Genomic DNA, 13154 nt, shown 5'->3' with positions numbered 1-13154 from the left:
CCGATCCGAGGTCCCGCATGTCCACGACTGCCCATCCCACCCACGTCGGCGTGATCGGCGGTGGCCAGATGGGCACGGGCATCGCGGAGGTCGCCGCCCGCCGCGGGTGCGACGTCGTGATCGTCGAGGTCGACGACGCCCGGGCGAAGGCCGCCGGCGACCGGATCGCGTCCTCGATCGCGCGCGGCGTCAAGCGCGGCAAGATCGAGCAGTCCGACGCCGACCAGGCCCTGGGCCGCCTCACCGCCACGAGCGACTTCGGCCGCCTCGCCGACCGCCAGCTCGTCGTCGAGGCCGTCGTCGAGCAGAAGGCGGCGAAGCTCGACGTCTTCACGCGCCTGGCCGACACCGTCGAGGACCCCGACGCGATCCTCGCCTCGAACACGAGCTCGATCCCGATCGTCGAGCTCGGCGCCGCCGTCGGGGACCGGGCCGGCAAGGTCCTCGGCCTGCACTTCTTCAACCCCGTGCCGGTCCTCTCGCTCGTCGAGGTCATCCCCTCGCTGCTCACCGAGCAGGAGGTCACCGACCGCGTCTGGGCGTTCACCACCGACGTCCTGGGCAAGGACCCGATCAAGGCCCCCGACCGCGCGGGCTTCACCGTCAACGCGCTCCTCATCCCGTACCTGCTGTCCGCGATCCGGATGCTCGAGCAGGGCCTCGCCTCGGCGAAGGACATCGACGAGGGCATGGTCAAGGGCTGCGCCCACCCGATGGGCCCGCTCGCGCTGTCGGACCTCATCGGCCTGGACACCGTCCTCGGCGTCGCGGAGACGCTCTACGCCGAGCAGCGCGAGCAGCTCTTCGCCCCGCCCGCCCTGCTGCAGCGCCTCGTCGCGGCCGGCCGCCTCGGCCGCAAGACCGGCCACGGGCTCTACAGCTACTGAGGAGCGCCCGGGTCAGGCGGCGCGCTCGGCGGGCGCCTGGCCCGAGGGGCGCTGGGCCAGGCGCACGTAGAGCAGGCCCTCGCGCTCGGCGATCTCGTGGACCGCGGCGGCGCCGTCGCCGCCGGCGTCGACGGCCGCGAAGCCACGGCCCGAGCGGAAGACGGAGACGCGGCGGTCACCCAGCGCCGCGACGCGTCGCTCGCACGGCGGGACGTCGGCCGCGGTGCCCACCAGGCGGAACCCGTCGAGCAGCAGCGGCGCGCCGGCGGCGAGGTCCTGGCCGTCGCGCATCGCGATCGACCGGGGTGCTTCGGGGAGGGAGGAGAGCAACTGGAGCATCCTTGGCGCTCAAGGCTAGGGACGCTCGCGGGCCGACCTGTTGGCCCGATGTTGCAACTTCGTGAGGATCGGCCCGCCGGGACGGTGCGCCGCCGCGGGGACCGATCCGCCCTCAGCGGATCGAGCCGGTGACGTCGAGCTGCAGGTCCTGGCCGCTGCGGCGCGAGGTCACCTGCTCGACGAGCAGCTTCGGGTTCTCGAAGATCGTCAGCCGGAAGACGGCGCCGAGGGCGTTGTCGGGGGCGACGACGACCTGGCCCTCCTCGGCGGTCACCGCGAGGCCGATCCGCTGGGTGACGCCGAGGATCGTCACCGCGACCTCGAACCGCGGCACGCCGTCGCCGCTGTCGGGCAGGACGGTGAGGTCGGTCCCGGCCGGGGCCATCGCGCGCAGCGCGGCGAGGGTCATCGTCGCGGACGCCTGCAGCCGTCCGTCCTCGATCCGGGTCCGGACGTCGCGCAGCTCGAGGCCGCCGATCGTCATCCGCTGGACGACCGAGGTGATCCGCCCGACGTCCTTGCTGCGCTCCAGCAGGTCGGAGAGCTCGTCGTCGGAGCGCTCCACGCCGGCCGAGCGCACGTCGACCGAGTCGACCTTGCCGAGCACCATCTTCCAGGCGGGGAACGCCTTGACCGTGACCTCCGCCGACGGGTCGCCGAGCTTCGAGCGCACCACCCGCGCGCCGATCCAGGGGAGCAGCAGCTGGCCGCCCACGAGCAGCACGACGAGCGTGACGAGCGCGCCGATCTGCAGCTGCCGGCGCGTGACCCTGCGGCCCTCCATGACGGGCATCGTAGGGCAGCGCCGCGGCCCGGCCGCCACGCCCGGCGGGCCGCCGGCCCCTCGCCCGGCCGGATCGATTGCCGGTCGTCGTGCGATTGGGATAGAACAGCCGGGAGCGGTCGTGCCCCGTGCGGCCGCCGGAACGTCGAACCGAGGGGAACACCCGTGCCGACCTACGTCCTGCTGACCCGCCTGTCGCCCGACGGCGTGCAGACGATCAAGAACAACCCGCAGCGGATCCGCGAGGTGAACAAGGAGGTCGAGGCGCTCGGCGCGTCCGTCACGGCCCAGTGGGCGACGCTCGGGCAGTACGACTTCATCAACATCCTCGAGGCGCCGGACGAGCAGACGATCGCCCGCGTCTCGCTCGAGCTGTCCTCGCGCGGGACCGGGAGCTTCGAGACGCTCACCGCGATCCCGATCGACGACTTCATCGCCGGGATCTGACGCACCGGCGGCGCCCCGGGGCGCCGCCGGACCGGGCGGACGGGTCGGCGCTCCGGCCCGCCGTCCGGCACCCGCGCCGCGACGCGGCGTGAACGGCAACCTGCGAGCGGAGGCGGGGTCGTGCGTTACCGTCGCTCGGTCCCGCCCCGCGTAGGACTGGAGCACCCGTTGCCGACGATCCACCGCCATCGCGTCCCGCTCGCCCTCCTGGGCGCCGGAGCCCTCGCGCTGACCGCGCCCGCCGCCGCCGGTGCGGCGTTCGGCGCGCCGGTCGAGCTCGACACCGGCGTCGGCGTGTCAGCGGTCGCCGTGGACGGCGCCGGCGGCCGGCTCGTGCTCGCCCGCGGCTCGTCGAAGGGCGCGCTGAACAGCCGGATCCTTGGCGTCGACGCCGACGGGCGCCCGGGCGGGCGCCGGACGCTCGCCGGCGTCGTCCCGGAGCCGATCCCCTACCGCGACGATCAGCTGCTCTGGACGCGGACGCGGTCGCTCGGCACCGTCACCCGCAAGGTCCCCAACGGCCGCGGCGGCACCCGCACGGCGCGCCTGGCGCGCGTGCGCCTGGGCCTCTCGGCCGGGTCGGGTCCCGAGGTGCGCCTCGGCGCGGCCCGCTACCACGCGACGGCCGTCCTCGACCAGCCCGCGCGCCTCACCGGCACGCCGTCGGGCAACCTCGTCATGGCGTGGAGCGACGTCGGCGACGACGGCGTCGTGCGGGTCTACGCGAGCTGGCGGCGCTCGAGCTCGAAGGCGAAGCTCCAGCTCGGGACGCCGCGCCTCGTCAGCGGCAGCCGCTCGAGCCGCCTGCTCGGCCTGGCGACGGGGCGCTCGGGCGAGTCCGTGCTCGTCTTCGAGCAGGGCGCGAGCGAGAAGACGCGACGCCTCTACACGCGGTCCCTCGACATCCGCAAGGGCGAGCTCGGCAAGCGGCAGACGCTGCGCCGGGGCGGCCCGGGCTTCTCGAGCGTCGCCGTCGCCGTCGGACGCAACGGCCGCGCCGTCATCGCCTGGGGCGAGCAGGACGCGGCCTCCGACCGCACGAAGCCCTACGTGGTGCGCGCCACGAGCCGCGACACGGACGGCTCGCGCTTCTCCGCCCCGAAGCCTCTGGACCGGGGCGGCACCGTCGTGCGCGCGCCCGGCGGCGAGCTCGTCGCCGCGATCGACCGCGCGAACCGTCCGATCGTCGGCTGGAACCAGGTCGTCGGCAGCGCCGCGGACGGCACCGCGCACGACCTGCCGCGCGTCGCCCAGGGCGACGCCACGGGCCGCGTCGGCACGGCGACCGACCTCGCCGCCGCGGGTCGCATCCACGGGGTCGCCACGACCGCCCAGGGGGCGACCGGCCTCGTGCTCGTGCGCGAGCAGGAGATCCCGCGCGGCGGTTCCAACGGCGACCGCGGGACGGCCGTGCAGGTCGCGGTGCGTCCCGCCGACGGCGCCCTCGGGGCGCCGGCGACGCTCGACGCCTTCACCGACGAGCAGCTGCTGGACCGCTCCAACGCCTACGGCGGCGCGGCGATCGGGGCGCTGCCCGACGGGACGTTCACCGTGGCCTGGACGAAGGCGAGCGTCGTCGACGGGAAGCTCCGCTCGGCGACGAGCTTCGCCGACGGCACCCCGTAGGCGCGGCGGGCGTCCGGGTCCCGGCCCGGACGTCGACGCGTCGCGCCGGCGCCGCCGGACAGTAGGTTGGCGCGCATGGCCAAGGTCCTCGTCGTCGGCGCCGGTGGGCGCGAGCACGCCATCGTCCGCGCCCTCGCGCGCTCGCCCCAGGTCGAGGCGCCCGGGGACCTCCACGCCGCGCCGGGCAACCCCGGCATCGCCGAGGACGCGACCGTCCACGACGTCGCCGTCGACGACGTGCCGGCGCTCGTCGCGCTCGCGCGGGAGCTCGGGGTCGACCTCGTGGCCGTCGGGCCGGAGGTGCCGCTCGTCGCCGGGCTCGTCGACGCGCTCCAGGACGCCGGCATCGCCGCGTTCGGGCCGACCGCCGCGGCCGCCCGTCTCGAGGGTTCGAAGGCGTTCGCGAAGGAGGTCATGATCGCCGCCGGGGTCCCGACCGCCGGCCACGAGACCGTCACGAGCGTCGACGCGGGCATGGCCGTCGCCACGTCGTTCGGCTTCCCCGTCGTCCTGAAGTACGACGGCCTCGCCGCCGGCAAGGGCGTCGTCATCGCGCAGGACGAGGACGAGGCGCGCGCGACGCTCGTCGACATGCTCGAGGACCAGCGGTTCGGCGACGCCGCCGTCGTCGTGGAGGAGTTCCTCGACGGCGAGGAGCTCTCGCTCCTGGCCGTCTGCGACGGCGAGCGCGCCGTCGCGCTCGCACCGGCGCAGGACTACAAGCGGATCTTCGACGGCGACGAGGGCCCGAACACCGGCGGCATGGGCTCCTACTCCCCGGTGGTCGGGATCGACGGCGAGCGCGCCGCCCAGATCTCCGCCGACGTCCACCAGCCGATCGTCGAGGAGCTCGCGCGCCGCGGCACGCCCTTCCGCGGCGTCCTCTACGCCGGCCTCATGCTCACGGCCGAGGGCGTGAAGGTCCTCGAGTACAACACGCGCTTCGGCGACCCGGAGACGCAGGCCGTCCTGCCGCGGCTGCGCAGCGACCTGCTCGAGCTCATGCAGGCCTCGGCCGGGGTCGACGGGGCGACGCTCGACGCCGTGACGCTCGCGTGGGACCCGCGCTGGGCCGTGACGGTCGTGCTCGCGTCCGCCGGCTACCCGGCGTCGGCCTCCAAGGGCGACCGGATCACCGGCGTCGAGCGCGCCGCCGAGCGCGAGGCGGTCGAGGTGACCCACGCCGGCACCGCCCGCGACGCCGACGGGACGCTGGTGACCGCCGGCGGGCGCGTCCTGAACGTCACGGCGCTCGGCGACGCCCCCGTCGACGCGCGCGCCGAGGCGTACGCCGCCGCGGACGCGATCGGCTTCGACGGACGGCAGCTGCGCCGCGACGTCGCCCTCCGCGCCGTCGAGCGGTATTGACGCCGCGGGGGACGGCGGGAACGATGGAGGGCCGTGCGCCGGATCGCCCTCCTGCTCGCGGCGGTGCTGCCGGCGCTCGGCGCGGCCGCGCCGGCGGACGGCGCCGGCGCGCGGGCCGTCGGCGAGCGCGAGGCGCTCGTCGTGCTGACCTCGAGCGGCGCCCGCGCGTCGCGCATCAGCCGCGCCCAGGCGCGCACCGACGTCTTCACCGGCCCGCGCTCGCCCGCGGCGTTCCTGCGCGAGTCCTCGGGCGGGCGCCTCGCGCTCGTCGGTCGCGACCGACGCGACGGGGACGTGATCGGCCCGTACGACGTCGGGCCGCTGGACCCGTGCACCGAGGCGGGCCGCGACCGGCTCGAGCGTCGCGCGAACACCGCGGCCCGGCTGGCGGGACGGTCCCTGGACGGCTACGACCACGTCCTCTACGTGACCTGGCCGCACCCGGGCTGCGGCACGGTCAACGGCGCGGGCCAGCTGCCGCCGGGCCGGCGCCTCGTGCTCTACGACAACCTGCCCGACGCGCGGCTGCGCCCGCGGACGCTCGCGCACGAGCTCGGCCACAACCTCGGCCTGCGGCACGCGGGGCTCCTGCGCTGCACCGACGGTCCGGGCGGTCCGAAGGCGGCGATCAGCGCGACGTGCGAGGCACCCGACGGCGACCAGGGCGACCGGCTCGAGCTCATGGGCGCGGCGGGCGACGAGCTCGGCCGGCTGCTCTCCGCGCCCCGGCGGGACGCGCTCGGCTGGACCGTCCCCGGTGAGGTGCGAGCGGCGGTGGCGAGCGGCACCTACGAGCTCTGCCCGCTGATGGCCCCCGGCGGCACCCGGGCGCTGACGATCACGCGGCCGGGCGATGCCCGCCGCCTCTGGCTCGAGCTGCGCCGGCCGCACGGGACGTTCGACGACTTCGCGCCCGGGGATCCGGCGATCGACGCCCTGCAGGTGCGGCTGGCGGGTCCCGACGGGCGCAGCCAGCTCGTCGACGCGCGTCCGGAGACGGCGACGTGGGCCGACGCGCCGCTGCCCCCCGGCCGCACGCTGCGCGACCCGGTGACGGGCATCGCGATCACGCTCCAGGCGGTCGATCCCGCCAGCGGTCGCGGCGCGGTCGTGCTCGGGCTGCCCGGCACGCCGGACGTCGGCACGGTGCCGACGAGCTGCGCGGCGCCGCCCGCGCCGCCGGTCTCGCCGCCCGCGGTGGTCGTGCTCGACACGCGCCGCGGGGTCGGCGCGCCACGGCGTGCGCTGCGCGCCCGCCGCACCGTCCGGGTGCGGGTCGGCGGACGGGGCGGCCTGCCCCGGCGGCTCCGGCGCGCCACGGTGGAGCTGTCCGTGCGCCCGCCGGGTCGCTCGGGAGCGGTTCGCGCGTGGAACTGCGCGGCGCGGACCTCGACCGCGCGGCGGATCGCCGTCCGGCGGGGCCGGGCGAGCGTCCGCCGCGTCGCGGTGCGGCTGTCGCGCAGCGGCGTGCTCTGCCTGCGGCCGACGACCCGCCTGCACGTCCGGGCGACCGTCGTGCGCTGACCGCCCGGCGGCGAGGCCGCTCAGCCGGGAACGACGAGGCCGCGGCGGACGGCCAGCAGCCAGGCGGCGACGGTCGCCGCGTCGACGATCTCGCCGTCGTCGATCATCGCGTCCAGCTCGTCGGGCGTCACCGCGCGCGGGACGAGGAGGCCCTCCTCCTCGGCCTCCGGCTGCGGCGGCCCGGGGCGCAGGTCGCGGGCGAGGAACGCCGTGAACCGCTGGTCGGCCATCCCCGGGGCGAAGGCGAGGTCGGCGAGCCGGACGAGCTCGCCCGCGACGAAGCCGGTCTCCTCGAGCAGCTCGTGGCGGGCGACCTCGGCGGGGTCCTCGGTCGTCGAGGACGCGCCGTCGCCCGCGGCGTGCGAGGCGCCCTGCGGCAGCTCCCAGCTCCAGTCGCCGAGCGGGTAGCGGTGCTGGCCGACGAGGTGCACGCGCTCGCCGTCCCACGGCACGACGACCGCCGCCCACGGCTTCATCACCACCGCGTAGATCCCCGGCCGCGGGCCGTCGGGACCCGGGCGCTCGATCGCGTCCTCGCGCAGGACCATCCAGGGGTTGCGGTACGCCTCGCGCGACGAGACGGTGCGGATCCGGGGGCCATCGAAGGAGGCGCTCATCCCGCGGGACGCTACGGCCTCCCGCGCCCGGATCGCGCCCGGCGACGCGCCGGGCCGCTCAGCGGACGGGCGCGGACGGGTCGCCGGAGGCGAGGATGCGGATCGCCAGCAGCGCGGCGTTGCGCGCGTTGTCCAGCCCGACGGCCGCCACCGGCGCGCCCGGCGGCGCCTGCACGGTCCCGAGCACGGCGTCGAGGCCGCCCGACACGGATCCCAGCCCGCTCAGCGGCACGCCGATCACCGGCAGGTCGGTGTGCGCGGCGGCGATGGCCGGGAGCGCCGCGGACAGGGTGCCGCCGGCGATGAGGACCCGCAGCCCGCGCATCCGGGCGTTGCGGCAGTACGCGGCGACGGTCTCGGGCTCCTCGTGCGGGCTGGCCACCCGCAGCTCCCAGGCGACGTGGTGCTCGGTCAGGACGGCGCCGGCCTCCTCGAGCACGAGCAGGTCGGTCGTGCTGCCGGTGAGGATCCCGACGCGGGGCGCCTCGGCCGGCGCCTCGACGGCGGCCTCCAGGAGCTCCGTCTCCGGATCGCTGGTGGTGAGCGGCGGCTCGGACATGGACGAGATCCTCGGCGTCCGGCGCGGACGCCGTCCCAGCCTACGAGACCGCTGCGCGGCGCTCCAGCGCGTCGCGGCCGGGATCAGTCCCGCAGCCGCCGGACGAGCACCCGCAGCTGCTGCGCCATGCGCTCGCGGTACTCGGGGCCGTTCGGCGCGACGCCGAGGAGCCGGCGCACGTCGTCCGGCGCGCTGACGCCCGCGGTGACGACGCCCTGGAGCAGCAGCAGGACGAAGCCGGGATCGAGCTCGGGCGCGAGCTCGCCCTCGTCCTGCCGGCGGCGCAGGTCGTCGAGGTCGTCCGTCGGCTCCGGCGACGCGCCGGCCGGCAGGCCGTCGAGCATCTGGCGGACGAAGAGCCGGACGAGCTCCGGGTCCTCGACGGCCACGTCGAGGTAGTGCAGGACGAGCTCCTCCAGCGGGGCACCCTCGGCGGCGAAGGCCTGCTCGCGTTCCAGCCACCGCTCGACGAGCGCCCGGTAGAGGCCGTCCTTGCCGCCGAAGTGGTACGAGATGAGCTGCTTGTTCACCCCGGCCCGCTCGGCGATCGCGGCCACCCGCGCGCCGGCCAGGCCCTTCTCGGCGAACTCGGCCTTCGCCGCTCGCAGCAGGCGCGATCGCGTCTGCTCGGGATCGCGGCGGGGCTCCTCCCCCGGCGGCGGACGGTGCGGCCCGCGCGGCGGTCCGGGGCTTCCCGGTGCGCTCGATTCATCCATCTGGTTGACAAATTCAACCAGATGGGTGAACATGCCGCCCCGGTCTCGACGGACTCGAACCGCGATCGGCCCCGCACGCGCCCTTGCGCCGAGGCTTGACCTCCAGTGCACTCGAGGCCTCAAGGTCCTGGTCCGTCCCGTCCCGTTCCCGATCCCGGAGCCCGGTCCGTCCCGTCCGGCTCCACCCGCCAGGAGCGCATCGGGGTGGCGAGCGATGAGTCTCGCCGCCCCGAGGCGTCTCTCTCGGTGAGCGCCGCGGCGCCACGTCCCGCGGCCGTCGTCCGCCCCGTCCCGTCCCAAGGAGCACCAGGAGCCATGTCCCCGCCCTCTCTCGCGATCGAGGCATCGGGCCTCGCGAAGGCCTTCGGCGAGCACCGCGCCGTCGACGGCGTCGACCTCGCCGTGCCGCGCGGCATCGTCTACGGCGTGCTCGGCCCGAACGGCGCCGGCAAGTCGACGACGATCAAGATGCTCGCCACGCTGCTGCGCCCGGACGGCGGCGAGGCCCGGGTCCTCGGCCACGACATCGTCCGCGAGGACGACGCCGTCCGCCGCAAGGTGGCGCTGACCGGGCAGCTCGCCTCGGTCGACGAGGAGCTCACCGCGACGGAGAACCTCGTGCTCATCGGGCTGCTGCTCGGGCTCCGCCGCCCCGCGGCGAAGGCCCGCGCGAGCGAGCTGCTCGGGGCGTTCGGCCTCGAGGAGGCCTCCGGGCGACTCGTGAAGCACTTCTCGGGCGGCATGCGCCGGCGGCTCGACATCGCCGCGTCCCTCGTCGTCACCCCGGAGCTCCTGTTCCTCGACGAGCCCACGACCGGCCTGGATCCGCGCTCGCGCGGCCAGGTCTGGGACATCGTGCGGATGCTCGTCGAGGGAGGCACCACGATCCTCCTCTGCACGCAGTACCTCGAGGAGGCCGACCAGCTCGCGTCCGGGATCGCGGTCATCGACCGCGGCCGCGTGATCGCCGAGGGGTCGCCGTCGCAGCTCAAGCGCTCCGTCGGCAGCGGCACGCTGCACGTCCGCCTGCTCGACGCGGCGCGGCGCGACGAGGCGTCCCGGCTGCTCGGCGAGCGCCTCGGCACCGTCCACCTCGAGCCGGACCCGGCGTCGCTGTCGGTGCAGAGCGACGACGCGGACGCCGCCGCAGCGGCCGTCGGCGCGCTCGCCGCCGCGGGGATCGCGATCGGCGACTTCGCGCTCGGGCAGCCGAGCCTCGACGAGGTCTTCATGGCCCTCACCGGCCATCCCGCCGAGGCGGAGGGCGACGGCGCGGCCGAGGTCCCGGTCGCCGCGGGCCGCACGAACGACGATCAGGAGACGACCGCATGAGCACCGCGACGACCCCCACCGAGAACGTCGGCGTCGCCGACGCCGACGCCGTCCGTCGCGCGATCGCCTCGACCCAGCGCCCCGCGCCCCCGGGCCGCCTGCGCACCGCCGCCGCCTTCGGGTGGCGCGGCATGCTGAAGATCAAGCACGTCCCGGAGCAGCTGCTCGACGTCACCGTGACCCCGGTGATGTTCCTGCTGATGTTCACGTACCTCTTCGGCGGGGCGATCTCCGGCTCGACCGGCGAGTACCTCGACTACGTCCTGCCGGGGATGCTCGTCATGTCGGTGCTCTTCACGACCGTCTACTGCGGCGTGTCGCTGAACACCGACGCGACGAAGGGCGTCGTGGACCGCTTCCGCTCGCTGCCGATCTGGCGCTCGGCGCCGCTCGTCGGCGCGCTGCTCGGCGACGTCGTGCGCTACGTCGTCGCGGGGACCGTGCTCGTCGTGCTCGGGTTCATCCTCGGGTTCGACGCCGAGGGCGGCCTGCTCGGCGTCCTGGGGGCGATGGCGATCGTCACGATCTTCGCCTTCGGCCTCTCCTGGGTCTTCATGTGCCTCGGGCTCGTGCTGCGCTCCCCGAACGCGGTGATGAACGTCGGGTTCATGGCGATCTTCCCGCTGACGTTCCTCTCGAACGTCTTCGTCGAGCCCGAGACGCTCCCGGCGGTGCTCGAGTGGTTCGTCGGCGTGAACCCGATCTCGATCCTCGCCGACGCCTCCCGCGGCCTCATGGCCGGCGACGTCGACGGCGCGGACGTCGCGATCTCGCTCGCGGTGACCGCGGGGCTCACCGTCGTCTTCGCGCCCCTGACGACGCGCCTGTACCGCCGCGTCTGACGGGACGATGCTCGCCGCCCCGGGCGAGCAAGCCGGGGGCCGGGTGCCGGGTGCCGGGTGCCCGGACCTCCCGCGACCGGTGCTCGTCCACGGGGCGTGCGGTTCGTCGCCCTCGCGCCCGGCCAACGGCCGAGAACGACGAAACGCATGCGGATCGTGCTCTTCGCACGTCTCGGACCGTCCGCCTCCACGAGATCGACGTGCACAGCCGACCCTGTTCCCTCCGCGGCACCGCGCGGCCGGCGCGCCGCGCGTCGCGAGGACGCGCCAGGACCTCGTCTGGCCACGGCCCCCGAGCCGCGTCGAGCGGCGCTCGGCCGGCCGAGCCGAGCTGCGGTCCTCGCGCCGGTCGGATCAGTCCGGGTAGACCGGGGACCAGCGGGCACGGGCGATCCGGGCCCGCAGGTCCTCGCGGCTGCGCTCGGGCGCCACGCCGTCCTCCACCGCGGCGACCGCGACGCCGAGGGCGACCTCGGCCGCGACGTCGCGCAGCGCGCTGATCGGCGGCAGCAGGGGAGCGTCGGGATCCCGGAGCGCGGGGGAGAGCGCACCGAGCGCCGCCGATCCGGCGCGCAGCATCCGGTCGGTCACGCGCGCGGCCTGGGCCGCCACGACGCCGAGCCCGACGCCGGGGAAGACGTAGACGTTGTTGGACTGCGAGACCGGCACCTCGCCGCCGTGCCGCTGGATCGCGGGGTACGGCGACCCGGTCGCCACGAGGGCGCGGCCGTCCGTCCACCGCTCGAGGTCGGCCGGGTCGGCCTCCGAGCGCGCCGTCGGGTTCGACAGCGGGAAGATGATCGGCCGCTCGCAGTGGCTGGCCATCGCGCGGACGACCTCCTCCGTGAACGCGTCGCGCGCGGTCGAGAGGCCGAGCAGCGCCGTCGGGCGCACCGCCCAGACGACGTCGGCGAGCGTCGCGCCGGCGCTGAGGTCCTCCGACGCGGGCCGCGCGTAGACGCGCTGCTCGGGGCTCAGGTCGCTGCGCTCCTCGGTCAGCAGGCCGTCGACGTCGAGGACCCAGAACCGGCGCCGCGCCTCGTCGGCGCCGAGGCCGTCGTCGACGAGCGCCTGGCGGATCTCGTCCGCGACGCCGATCGCCGCCGAGCCGGCGCCGAGCACGACGATCCGCTGGTCGCGTGGCCGCGACCCCGCGACCCGGATCGCGCCCCGCAACGCGCCGACGGCGACCGCGGCCGTTCCCTGGATGTCGTCGTTGAACGAGCAGATCCGGTCGCGGTAGCGGTCGAGGATCGGCCGCGCGTTGTGGCTGGCGAAGTCCTCCCACTGGATCATCGCCCGCGGCAGCTCCGTCTCGACGGCCTGGACGAACCGCTCGACGAAGTCCTCGTACTCCGGTCCCGCGATCCGCTCGTGGCGCCAGCCGAGGTAGCCGGGATCGGCGAGGCGCTCCTCGTTGTTCGTCCCGACGTCGAGCACGATCGGCAGCGTCCGACCGGGGTCGAGGCCGCCGATCGCGGTGTAGAGCGCGAGCTTGCCGATCGGGATCCCCAGGCCCCCGGAGCCCTGGTCGCCGAGCCCGAGGATCCGCTCGCCGTCGGTCACGACGATGACGTCGACGCTCGGCTGACGGCGGTTGCCGAGGAGCTCCGGGAGTCGGTGACGCTCGGTGTAGGGCAGCGTCAGGCCGCGCGGACGACGGAAGATCCGGTGGAAGCGCTGGCACGCCAGTCCCACCGTCGGCGTGTAGACGATCGGCAGGACCTCCTCGAGGTGGTCGACGAGCAGCCGGTAGTACAGGACGAGGTTCGTGTCCTGGAGCTCCCGCAGGTAGAGGTACTGGTCGATCGGCCGCGGCCGGCGGCGGAAGACCTCGATCGAGCGGGCGACCTGCTCGTCGAGCGACTCGATCGCCGGCGGCAGGAGCCCGTCGAGCCCCAGGACGCGGCGTTGCTCGGCGGTGAACGCCGTGCCCCGGTTGCGCAGCGGGTCGTCGAGGATCTGCGGATAGCGCGCCGGCGACATCGCCCCCAAGCTCTACCGGTCGCGGCGCCGGAGCGGGTGGCGATGCGGTGGCCGACCCCCGCCGCGGGCGCCCCGGAGCGGCTCGATCCCGACGGTCTGGGGGGTCGACGTGGTCGGCGGCGGACCA

The 13154-nt window shown here is 75.7% G+C and carries 13 protein-coding genes; 7 read left to right on the top strand and 6 right to left on the bottom strand.

Annotation, left to right across the window (positions count from 1 at the left end):
* Positions 1-17: 17 nt before the first annotated feature.
* Complete coding sequence (locus SK069_RS11505; protein ID WP_319954378.1) at positions 18-887, top strand: 3-hydroxybutyryl-CoA dehydrogenase; 870 nt, start codon at positions 18-20, stop codon at positions 885-887.
* 12 nt (positions 888-899) lie between these two features.
* On the opposite strand, the gene SK069_RS11500 is transcribed toward SK069_RS11505, so the two are convergent.
* Positions 900-1226, bottom strand: a complete 327-nt coding sequence (locus tag SK069_RS11500; RefSeq protein WP_319954377.1) for a hypothetical protein — start codon at positions 1224-1226, stop codon at positions 900-902.
* A 112-nt stretch (positions 1227-1338) separates the two neighbouring features.
* On the bottom strand, positions 1339-2010 hold the full coding sequence (locus tag SK069_RS11495) for an LmeA family phospholipid-binding protein (protein WP_319954376.1): 672 nt from the start codon (positions 2008-2010) through the stop codon (positions 1339-1341).
* A gap of 165 nt (positions 2011-2175) precedes the next feature.
* Here SK069_RS11495 and SK069_RS11490 point away from each other — a divergent pair, with 165 nt between their 5' ends.
* The 4 genes from SK069_RS11490 (at position 2176) to SK069_RS11475 (ending at position 6975) form a co-directional block, all read left to right on the top strand.
* Entirely contained in the window at positions 2176-2457 is a 282-nt protein-coding gene (locus SK069_RS11490) for a GYD domain-containing protein (RefSeq protein ID WP_319954375.1), read from the top strand.
* A 168-nt stretch (positions 2458-2625) separates the two neighbouring features.
* The gene (locus SK069_RS11485) at positions 2626-4083 is read left to right on the top strand and encodes a hypothetical protein (protein ID WP_319954374.1); all 1458 of its coding nucleotides are present in this window, start codon (positions 2626-2628) and stop codon (positions 4081-4083) included.
* Positions 4084-4158: 75 nt separating this feature from the next.
* Entirely contained in the window at positions 4159-5451 is a 1293-nt protein-coding gene (gene purD / locus SK069_RS11480) for a phosphoribosylamine--glycine ligase (protein WP_319954373.1), read from the top strand.
* 33 nt (positions 5452-5484) lie between these two features.
* The gene (locus tag SK069_RS11475) at positions 5485-6975 is read left to right on the top strand and encodes a hypothetical protein (protein WP_319954372.1); all 1491 of its coding nucleotides are present in this window, start codon (positions 5485-5487) and stop codon (positions 6973-6975) included.
* A 20-nt stretch (positions 6976-6995) separates the two neighbouring features.
* Here the strand turns inward: SK069_RS11475 and SK069_RS11470 are convergent, their stop codons facing one another.
* The 3 genes from SK069_RS11470 to SK069_RS11460 all read right to left on the bottom strand — a co-directional run bounded on the left by SK069_RS11470 (position 6996) and on the right by SK069_RS11460 (position 8900).
* Positions 6996-7592, bottom strand: coding sequence for an NUDIX hydrolase (locus SK069_RS11470; RefSeq protein WP_319954371.1), 597 nt, complete (start codon positions 7590-7592; stop codon positions 6996-6998).
* Positions 7593-7650: 58 nt separating this feature from the next.
* Positions 7651-8151, bottom strand: coding sequence for an AIR carboxylase family protein (locus SK069_RS11465; protein ID WP_319954370.1), 501 nt, complete (start codon positions 8149-8151; stop codon positions 7651-7653).
* Between the two features lie 83 nt (positions 8152-8234).
* Positions 8235-8900, bottom strand: coding sequence for a TetR/AcrR family transcriptional regulator (locus SK069_RS11460; RefSeq protein WP_319954369.1), 666 nt, complete (start codon positions 8898-8900; stop codon positions 8235-8237).
* 282 nt (positions 8901-9182) lie between these two features.
* Between SK069_RS11460 and SK069_RS11455 the strand changes: the two genes are divergently transcribed.
* Together SK069_RS11455 and SK069_RS11450 are read left to right on the top strand one after the other, a co-directional pair.
* Positions 9183-10199, top strand: a complete 1017-nt coding sequence (locus tag SK069_RS11455; RefSeq protein WP_319954368.1) for an ATP-binding cassette domain-containing protein — start codon at positions 9183-9185, stop codon at positions 10197-10199.
* Positions 10196-11041, top strand: a complete 846-nt coding sequence (locus tag SK069_RS11450; protein ID WP_319954367.1) for an ABC transporter permease — start codon at positions 10196-10198, stop codon at positions 11039-11041. The genes SK069_RS11455 and SK069_RS11450 overlap by 4 nt, the downstream gene beginning before the upstream one ends.
* A gap of 354 nt (positions 11042-11395) precedes the next feature.
* Here the strand turns inward: SK069_RS11450 and SK069_RS11445 are convergent, their stop codons facing one another.
* Positions 11396-13027, bottom strand: coding sequence for an NAD-dependent malic enzyme (locus SK069_RS11445; protein ID WP_319954366.1), 1632 nt, complete (start codon positions 13025-13027; stop codon positions 11396-11398).
* Positions 13028-13154 lie beyond the last annotated feature (127 nt).

The organism is Patulibacter brassicae (assembly GCF_033949425.1).
GTDB classification, from domain to species: domain Bacteria; phylum Actinomycetota; class Thermoleophilia; order Solirubrobacterales; family Solirubrobacteraceae; genus Patulibacter; species Patulibacter brassicae.
This window is presented reverse-complemented; position numbering and strand designations above follow the sequence as displayed.

Bases quoted from the DNA above. Each gene is read 5' to 3' on its own strand.
- SK069_RS11505 (WP_319954378.1), top strand. From the start codon at position 18: ATGTCCACGACTGCCCATCCCACCCACGTCGGCGTGATCGGCGGTGGC.
- SK069_RS11500 (WP_319954377.1), bottom strand. From the start codon at position 1,226: ATGCTCCAGTTGCTCTCCTCCCTCCCCGAAGCACCCCGGTCGATCGCG.
- SK069_RS11495 (WP_319954376.1), bottom strand. From the start codon at position 2,010: ATGGAGGGCCGCAGGGTCACGCGCCGGCAGCTGCAGATCGGCGCGCTC.
- purD (WP_319954373.1), top strand. From the start codon at position 4,159: ATGGCCAAGGTCCTCGTCGTCGGCGCCGGTGGGCGCGAGCACGCCATC.
- SK069_RS11470 (WP_319954371.1), bottom strand. From the start codon at position 7,592: ATGAGCGCCTCCTTCGATGGCCCCCGGATCCGCACCGTCTCGTCGCGC.
- SK069_RS11465 (WP_319954370.1), bottom strand. From the start codon at position 8,151: ATGTCCGAGCCGCCGCTCACCACCAGCGATCCGGAGACGGAGCTCCTG.
- SK069_RS11460 (WP_319954369.1), bottom strand. From the start codon at position 8,900: ATGTTCACCCATCTGGTTGAATTTGTCAACCAGATGGATGAATCGAGC.
- SK069_RS11455 (WP_319954368.1), top strand. From the start codon at position 9,183: ATGTCCCCGCCCTCTCTCGCGATCGAGGCATCGGGCCTCGCGAAGGCC.
- SK069_RS11450 (WP_319954367.1), top strand. From the start codon at position 10,196: ATGAGCACCGCGACGACCCCCACCGAGAACGTCGGCGTCGCCGACGCC.
- SK069_RS11445 (WP_319954366.1), bottom strand. From the start codon at position 13,027: ATGTCGCCGGCGCGCTATCCGCAGATCCTCGACGACCCGCTGCGCAAC.